The following is a 6968-nucleotide window of genomic DNA, read 5'->3' as shown; positions in this document are numbered from 1 at the left end:
GGCGCCGCCGCGACCGCGGCATCGACGCCGGCGGCCGCAGCGGCACCGGGCAGCGATGCGCTGCGATCGCGCGAAGCGTTCCGCAGCCGGTCGCGCGAAGACGATCTGAAGTAACGGGGAGCGCAGAACATGAATCGAATCGTTGCGCTCGTCGTCGCAATCGTGATCCTGGCTTTTGCCGCATCGTCGACCGTGCTGACCATCGATCCGCGCCATATCGCCGTGCTGTCCGGCCGCGGCGGCGCGGAGCCCGAGCTCGCCGGCCCCGGCGTTCATTTCAAGCTGCCGCCGCCGCTGCAGACGGCCACGCTGGTCGATACGCGGCTGCAGTCGCTGGAATCGCCCGATCCGCTGCAGCTGGCAACCGAAGACAAGCACGATCTGCTGGTTTCGTATGCGGCGAAGTACCGGATCGGCGATCCGATGAAGTACTTCACGGCAACCGGCGGCGATCCGGCCGCGGCCGGCGAGCGGCTGGCCGGCGCGCTGAAGGGCGCGCTTGGCGACGCATTCGGCAAGCATGCGCTCGACGACGCGCTCGGCGCGCAGCGCGCAATCGCCGACGCTGCGCGCGACGCGGTACAGGCCAGCGCGGCAGCGCTCGGCATCGAGCTGGTCGACGTGCAGCTCACGCGCGTCGACTTGCCGGCCGCGCAGACCGATGCGGTCTATCAGCGCATGATCGGCGCGCTGCACGACCAGGCCGCGCAGGTGCGTGCCGACGGCGCAGCCGAGGTCGAGCAGATCAAGGCGGACGCCGAACGCGAGCAGCAGGCGGTGCTCGCGAACGCGTACAAGTCCGCGCAGACGATCAAGGGCGAGGGCGATGCGAAGGCGGCGACGATCGCCGCGGACGCGTTCGGCCGCGATCCGCAGTTCTACGAGTTCTACGCGAGCCTGCAGGCGTACCGGAAGACGTTCAAGCGCAACGACGTCATCGTCGTCGATCCCGACAGCGCGTTCTTCCGTTTCATGCGCAGCCCGACGGGCGGTGCCGCACCGGCGGCGCCTGCTCCCCGCAAACACTGAATCTGGGGTGCCGCGTCGTGCGGCACCGTCGCCCGCATGGATCTCGCTGCCTCGTTGTTGCTTGCCGTCGCGCTGATGCTGATCATCGAAGGGGCGTTCCCCTTCGTGTTTCCCGTCGCCTGGCGCGACACGTTTCGTAGAATAGCGGAGCGGCCGCCGCATCATATCCGGATCGGCGGGCTGATCGTGATGGCGCTCGGGCTCGTGCTGCTGCTGCTCGCCACCTGATCCCGGACGGCGCACCCGCCGTTCGTTCCCGTCCGATTCCGATTACCGATTCATCCGTCGGCGCGCGTGCCGCGCGCCGTTTCCTGTCGTAGGACCGTACCGATGTCGACCTGGTTACTTCCCGAGAATATCGCCGACGTACTGCCGTCGGAAGCGCGCAAGATCGAGGAGCTGCGCCGCAGGCTGCTCGATCGCTTCCGTTCGTACGGCTACGAGATGGTGATGCCGCCGCTGCTCGAATATCTCGAGTCGCTGCTGACGAGCGGCGGCGCCGATCTGCGCCTGCGCACCTTCAAGCTGGTCGACCAGCTTTCGGGCCGCACGCTCGGCCTGCGCGCCGACATCACGCCGCAGGTGGCGCGCATCGACGCGCATCTGCTGAACCGCCAGGGCGTCACGCGCCTCTGCTATGCGGGGCACGTCATGCATACGCGCCCGCGCGGCCTGCACGCGACGCGCGAGCAGATCCAGATCGGCGCGGAAATCTACGGACACGCGGGACTGGAAGCCGATCTCGAGATCCAGCAGTTGATGCTCGATGCGCTGCATCTTGCGGGCCTGTCGCGGATCCGCCTCGATCTGTGCCATGCGGGCGTGCTCGCGGCGCTGCTCGCGCGCGATACGCAGGCGGCCGCGCGCGGCGAAGCGCTCTACGACGCGCTGTCGGGCAAGGACGTGCCGTTGCTGAACGAACTGACCGACGATCTCGGCGCCGACACGCGCGCGGCGCTGCGCGCGCTGCCGCACCTGTACGGCGACGCGAGCGTGCTCGACGAAGCGCGCCAGCGCCTGCCGGCGCTGCCCGAGATCGCGCGCGCGCTCGACGATCTCGCGCAGCTCGCGGCGCAGGCGAGGGGTGCGGAAGTCGCGATCGACCTGGCCGATCTGCGCGGTTACGCGTACCACAGCGGCGCGATGTTTACCGCGTATATCGACGGCGTGCCGAACGCGATCGCGCGCGGCGGCCGTTACGACCACGTCGGCCAGGCATACGGCCGCGCGCGTCCGGCGACCGGCTTCTCGCTCGACCTGCGCGAGCTCGCGCGGATTTCGCCGGTCGAGGCGCGCGGCACCGCGATTCTGGCGCCATGGGCGCAGGACGATGCGCTGCGCGCGGCCGTGGCCGCGCTGCGCGACGCCGGCGAGGTCGTGATCCAGGCGCTGCCGGGCCACGATCACGTGCTCGACGAGTTCGCCTGCGACCGTTCGCTCGTCGAGCGCAACGGTGCGTGGGTGGTCGAGCCCCGCTAACAAGGCGTTCGCGAGCGGCAGTCGGCTGCATATCGTTGACGCGAAACGGAAAAATTCGGAATCGCTCGCGAACATAGGTAAAATACGTTTTTAACCAGCTAACGAATCAACATGTCTGCCAGCGCAGTGAACGTGACTCCCGGGCGCAACGTCGTCGTCGTGGGGACTCAATGGGGTGATGAAGGCAAGGGCAAGATCGTCGACTGGCTGACGGACCACGCTCAGGGCGTCGTGCGTTTCCAGGGCGGTCACAACGCCGGCCACACCCTCATCATCGGCGGCAAGAAGACGATCTTGCGCCTCATCCCGTCGGGCATCATGCGCGATGGCGTCGCGTGCTACATCGGCAACGGCGTCGTTCTGTCCCCGGAAGCACTGTTCAAGGAAATCGGCGAGCTGGAAGAAGCCGGCGTGAACGTGCGCGACCGTCTGTTCATTTCCGAAGCCACGACGCTGATCCTGCCGTATCACATCGCGATCGACCAGGCGCGCGAAGCGCGCAAGGGCGCGGGCAAGATCGGCACGACGGGCCGCGGCATCGGCCCCGCGTACGAAGACAAGGTCGGCCGCCGCGCGCTGCGCGTGCAGGACCTGTTCGACGCGAAGACCTTCGCCGATCGCCTGCGCGAAAACCTCGATTTCCACAACTTCGTGCTGACGCAGTACCTCGGCGGCGCAGCCGTCGATTTCCAGGCGACGCTCGACACGATGCTCGGCTATGCCGACCGCCTGAAGCCGATGGTGGCTGACGTGTCGCGCCGTCTGTACGACGCGAACAACGCGGGCCAGAACCTGCTGTTCGAGGGCGCGCAGGGCACGCTGCTCGACATCGATCACGGCACCTATCCGTTCGTCACGTCGAGCAACTGCGTTGCCGGTGCGGCCGCGGCGGGCGCGGGCGTCGGTCCGCAGAAGCTGAACTACATCCTCGGCATCACGAAGGCATACTGCACGCGCGTCGGCTCGGGTCCGTTCCCGAGCGAGCTGTACGATGCCGATAATCCGAAGCGCCAGGATCAGGTCGGCGTCACGCTCGCGAACGTCGGCAAGGAATTCGGCTCGGTCACCGGCCGTCCGCGCCGCACCGGCTGGCTCGACGCGGCCGCGCTGCGCCGCTCGATCCAGATCAACGGCGTGTCGGGCCTCTGCATGACGAAGCTCGACGTGCTCGACGGTCTCGACGAAGTCCGGCTGTGCGTGGGCTACAAGATCGACGGCAAGGACGCGGACATCCTGCCGCGCGGCGCCGCCGATGTCGCACGCTGCGAACCGGTGTACGAAACGTTCGAAGGCTGGAAGGAAAGCACGGTCGGCATCAAGACGTGGGACGCGCTGCCGACGAACGCGCAGGCTTATCTGACGCGCGTCCAGGAAGTGGCCGGCGTGCCGATCGACATGGTGTCGACCGGCCCGGACCGCGACGAAACGATCCTGCTCCGCCATCCGTTCAAGGTGTAATTTCCAGATGACGCAGCAAAACACGATCAAGGCGGCCGACCTGATGACGGATCCGCGTAACGACGACAAGAACCTCTGGGTGGGCTGGGACGAATATCACCGGCTCATCGAACTGCTCGCGCTGCAGGTGCACGAGTCCGGCTGGAAGTTCGACCAGATCCTGTGCCTCGCGCGCGGCGGCCTGCGTGTCGGCGATCAGCTTTCGCGCATCTACGACGTGCCGCTCGCGATTCTCGCGACGAGTTCGTACCGCGAAGCGGCCGGCCGCGAGCAGGGCGAGCTCGACATCGCGCAGTACATTACGATGACGCGCGGCAACCTCGCGGGCAACGTGCTGCTCGTCGACGATCTGGTCGACTCGGGCGTCACGCTCGCGCGGGTGCAGGAGCACCTGAAGGAGCGTTATCCGGCCGTCACGGCGGTGCGCTCGGCGGTGCTCTGGTACAAGGGTTGCTCGAAGGTCAAGCCCGACTACTACACGCAGTTCCTGCCGACGAACCCGTGGATCCATCAGCCGTTCGAGGAGTGGGACACCGTGCGTCCGCACAACCTCGAAGCGTGGATCAAGCGCGGTCGCGCGCAGCGCGACGGCGCGGGCGCGTAAGCGCGCCGCTCGATCGACGAAAAGCCTCGTACGGCGCCGCTTGCGGCGCCGTCTTCGTTTGCAGGCCCGGCGGCCGCCGCGCACCCCCGCCGCGCCCCCCGATAGGCAGACGGTGCGGCCCCGGCTATGATGGCAGCCCTGCCACAGCTCGCGCTGCAATGCATGTGCGCGATCGGTCACGTGGCTTCGGGGCAACACGGCGGCGCGGTGTTTGCGGGACGCGCGGGTAGAATAGCGCTCGTTTTGTCCGAATCCGGACCCGATTATTACGCTTCATATGAACGATACGACCCACGCGGCCGACGCCGCTCACGCGCCGCACCCGATGCACCAACACTCGCTGCGGGCGCTGGCGATAGCGGCCATCGGCGTGGTGTTCGGCGACATCGGCACGAGCCCGTTGTATTCGCTGAAGGAGGCGTTCAGCCCCGCGCACGGGATTCCGCTCACGGAAAGCTCGATCCTCGGCGTGATCTCGCTGCTGTTCTGGGCGATCATCCTCGTGGTCGGCGTCAAATATCTGCTGTTCGTGATGCGTGCCGACAACAACGGCGAGGGCGGCGTGCTCGCGCTGATGGCGCTGTCGCTGCGGCCGCTCGATCCGAAGACGCGTGTCGCGGGCGCGCTGATGGCGCTCGGCATCTTCGGCGCGTGCATGTTCTACGGCGACGCGGTCATCACGCCGGCGATTTCGGTGATGTCGGCGGTCGAAGGTCTCGAGATCGCGACGCCGCATCTGTCGCATCTGGTGCTGCCGATCACGATCGTGATTCTGATCGCGCTGTTCTGGATCCAGCGTCACGGAACGGCAACGGTCGGCAAGCTGTTCGGCCCGATCATGGTGCTGTGGTTCATCGCGATCGCGGCGCTCGGCGTGTACCACATCGTGCGTGCGCCCGGCATCGTCGCGGCGATCAATCCGTACTACGCAGCGTCGTTCATGTCCGAGCACTTGCTGCAGGCCTATGTCGTGCTCGGTTCCGTCGTGCTGGTGCTGACCGGTGCAGAAGCGCTCTATGCGGACATGGGCCACTTCGGCGCGAAGCCGATCCGCCTCGCCGCATACGGGCTCGTGATGCCGTCGCTGGTGCTGAACTACTTCGGGCAAGGCGCGTTGCTGATCCAGAATCCGCGCGCGATCGAAAACCCGTTCTTCCTGCTCGCGCCCGACTGGGCGCTGCTGCCGCTCGTCGTGCTGTCGACCGTCGCGACCGTGATCGCGTCGCAGGCGGTGATCTCCGGCGCCTATTCGTTGACGTCGCAGGCGATCCAGCTCGGCTATGTGCCGCGCATGAAGGTGCTGCACACGTCCGAACTCGCGATCGGCCAGATCTACGTGCCGCTCGTGAACTGGCTGCTGCTGTTCGTGATCCTCTGCATCGTGATCGGCTTCAAGAGCTCCGACAACCTCGCGGCCGCGTACGGGATCGCGGTGACCGCGACGATGGTGATCACGACCGTGCTCGCATGCGTCGTGATGGTGAAGGTGTGGAACTGGAACCGGCTGCTGGTCGGCGCGATCATCGCCGTCTTCCTGACGATCGATCTCGGCTTTTTCGGCGCGAACCTGCTGAAGGTCGCGCAGGGCGGCTGGCTGCCGCTCGGCATCGGCGCGCTGCTGTTCTTCCTGCTGATGACGTGGTACAAGGGCCGCCACATCGTAAAGGAGCGCACGGCCGCCGACGGCATTCCGCTCGAACCGTTCCTGCAGGGGCTGCTCGCGCATCCGCCGCATCGCGTGTCGGGCACCGCGATCTATCTGACCGGCAACGACAAGCTCGTGCCCGTGAGCCTGCTGCACAACCTGAAGCACAACAAGGTGCTGCACGAGCGCACGCTGTTCATGACGTTCGTCACGCGCGACATCCCGTACGTGCGCGACGACAAGCGGCTGAGCGCGCGCGACGCTGGCGGCGGCCTGTACATCGTGAAGGCCGAGTACGGGTTCAACGAGACGCCGGACGTGAAGGCCGTGCTCGAAGAGTTCGGCCGCACGCACGACATGACGTTCGAGCTGATGGACACATCGTTCTTCCTCGCACGCGAGACGGTCGTGCCGACGCAGCTGCCCGGCATGTCGATCTGGCGCGAGCGCGTGTTCGCGTGGATGCACCAGAACGCCGCGAAGCCGACCGACTTCTTCGCGATTCCGGCGAACCGCGTCGTCGAGCTCGGCACGAAGATCGAGATCTGAGCGCCACGAGGCGTGCGCGATCGCGCATGCCGCTTGACGGCTCGCTCGCCGAGACGCTGCGCCAACAAAAAGCCCGCCTGACGGCGGGCTTTTCTCATTGCGGCACGGTCCGCACGTTCAGCGCTGCTTGAGCTTCGCGAACGCGGCGGCCATCGCGCCGGCCGGTTCCGGTTCGCGCGCGCGGGGCGGGCGGGCGCCGCCGCG

6 protein-coding genes are annotated in these 6968 nt (G+C 67.1%); all 6 read left to right on the top strand.

The genetic code is table 11. The features are described from left to right. Positions 1-129: 129 nt before the first annotated feature. On the top strand, positions 130-1029 hold the full coding sequence (gene hflC / locus HMPREF3115_RS09930; protein ID WP_070554295.1) for a protease modulator HflC: 900 nt from the start codon (positions 130-132) through the stop codon (positions 1027-1029). Positions 1030-1065: 36 nt separating this feature from the next. Continuing rightward, a complete protein-coding gene (locus HMPREF3115_RS09925) occupies positions 1066-1257 on the top strand; it encodes a DUF2065 domain-containing protein (RefSeq protein WP_006399932.1) in 192 nt (63 codons plus the stop codon). A 102-nt stretch (positions 1258-1359) separates the two neighbouring features. Beyond that, complete coding sequence (locus HMPREF3115_RS09920; RefSeq protein WP_070554294.1) at positions 1360-2508, top strand: ATP phosphoribosyltransferase regulatory subunit; 1149 nt, start codon at positions 1360-1362, stop codon at positions 2506-2508. A 111-nt stretch (positions 2509-2619) separates the two neighbouring features. Next, positions 2620-3966 carry an adenylosuccinate synthase gene (locus HMPREF3115_RS09915; protein ID WP_070554292.1) on the top strand — a complete coding sequence of 449 codons (1347 nt, stop codon included), beginning with the start codon at positions 2620-2622 and terminating at the stop codon, positions 3964-3966. Between the two features lie 7 nt (positions 3967-3973). Further along, on the top strand, positions 3974-4570 hold the full coding sequence (locus tag HMPREF3115_RS09910) for a phosphoribosyltransferase (protein ID WP_059938276.1): 597 nt from the start codon (positions 3974-3976) through the stop codon (positions 4568-4570). A gap of 277 nt (positions 4571-4847) precedes the next feature. Continuing rightward, positions 4848-6764, top strand: a complete 1917-nt coding sequence (locus tag HMPREF3115_RS09905; RefSeq protein WP_006399937.1) for a potassium transporter Kup — start codon at positions 4848-4850, stop codon at positions 6762-6764. Positions 6765-6968: the final 204 nt, after the last annotated feature.

The sequence above is a fragment of the Burkholderia sp. HMSC10F09 genome (genome assembly GCF_001806955.1).
Taxonomy (GTDB): Bacteria; Pseudomonadota; Gammaproteobacteria; order Burkholderiales; family Burkholderiaceae; genus Burkholderia; species Burkholderia multivorans.
This window is presented reverse-complemented; position numbering and strand designations above follow the sequence as displayed.

Coding starts and splice junctions, on each gene's coding strand:
- HMPREF3115_RS09910 (WP_059938276.1), top strand. CDS start 3,974: ATGACGCAGCAAAACACGATCAAGGCGGCCGACCTGATGACGGATCCG.
- HMPREF3115_RS09915 (WP_070554292.1), top strand. CDS start 2,620: ATGTCTGCCAGCGCAGTGAACGTGACTCCCGGGCGCAACGTCGTCGTC.
- HMPREF3115_RS09920 (WP_070554294.1), top strand. CDS start 1,360: ATGTCGACCTGGTTACTTCCCGAGAATATCGCCGACGTACTGCCGTCG.
- HMPREF3115_RS09905 (WP_006399937.1), top strand. CDS start 4,848: ATGAACGATACGACCCACGCGGCCGACGCCGCTCACGCGCCGCACCCG.
- hflC (WP_070554295.1), top strand. CDS start 130: ATGAATCGAATCGTTGCGCTCGTCGTCGCAATCGTGATCCTGGCTTTT.
- HMPREF3115_RS09925 (WP_006399932.1), top strand. CDS start 1,066: ATGGATCTCGCTGCCTCGTTGTTGCTTGCCGTCGCGCTGATGCTGATC.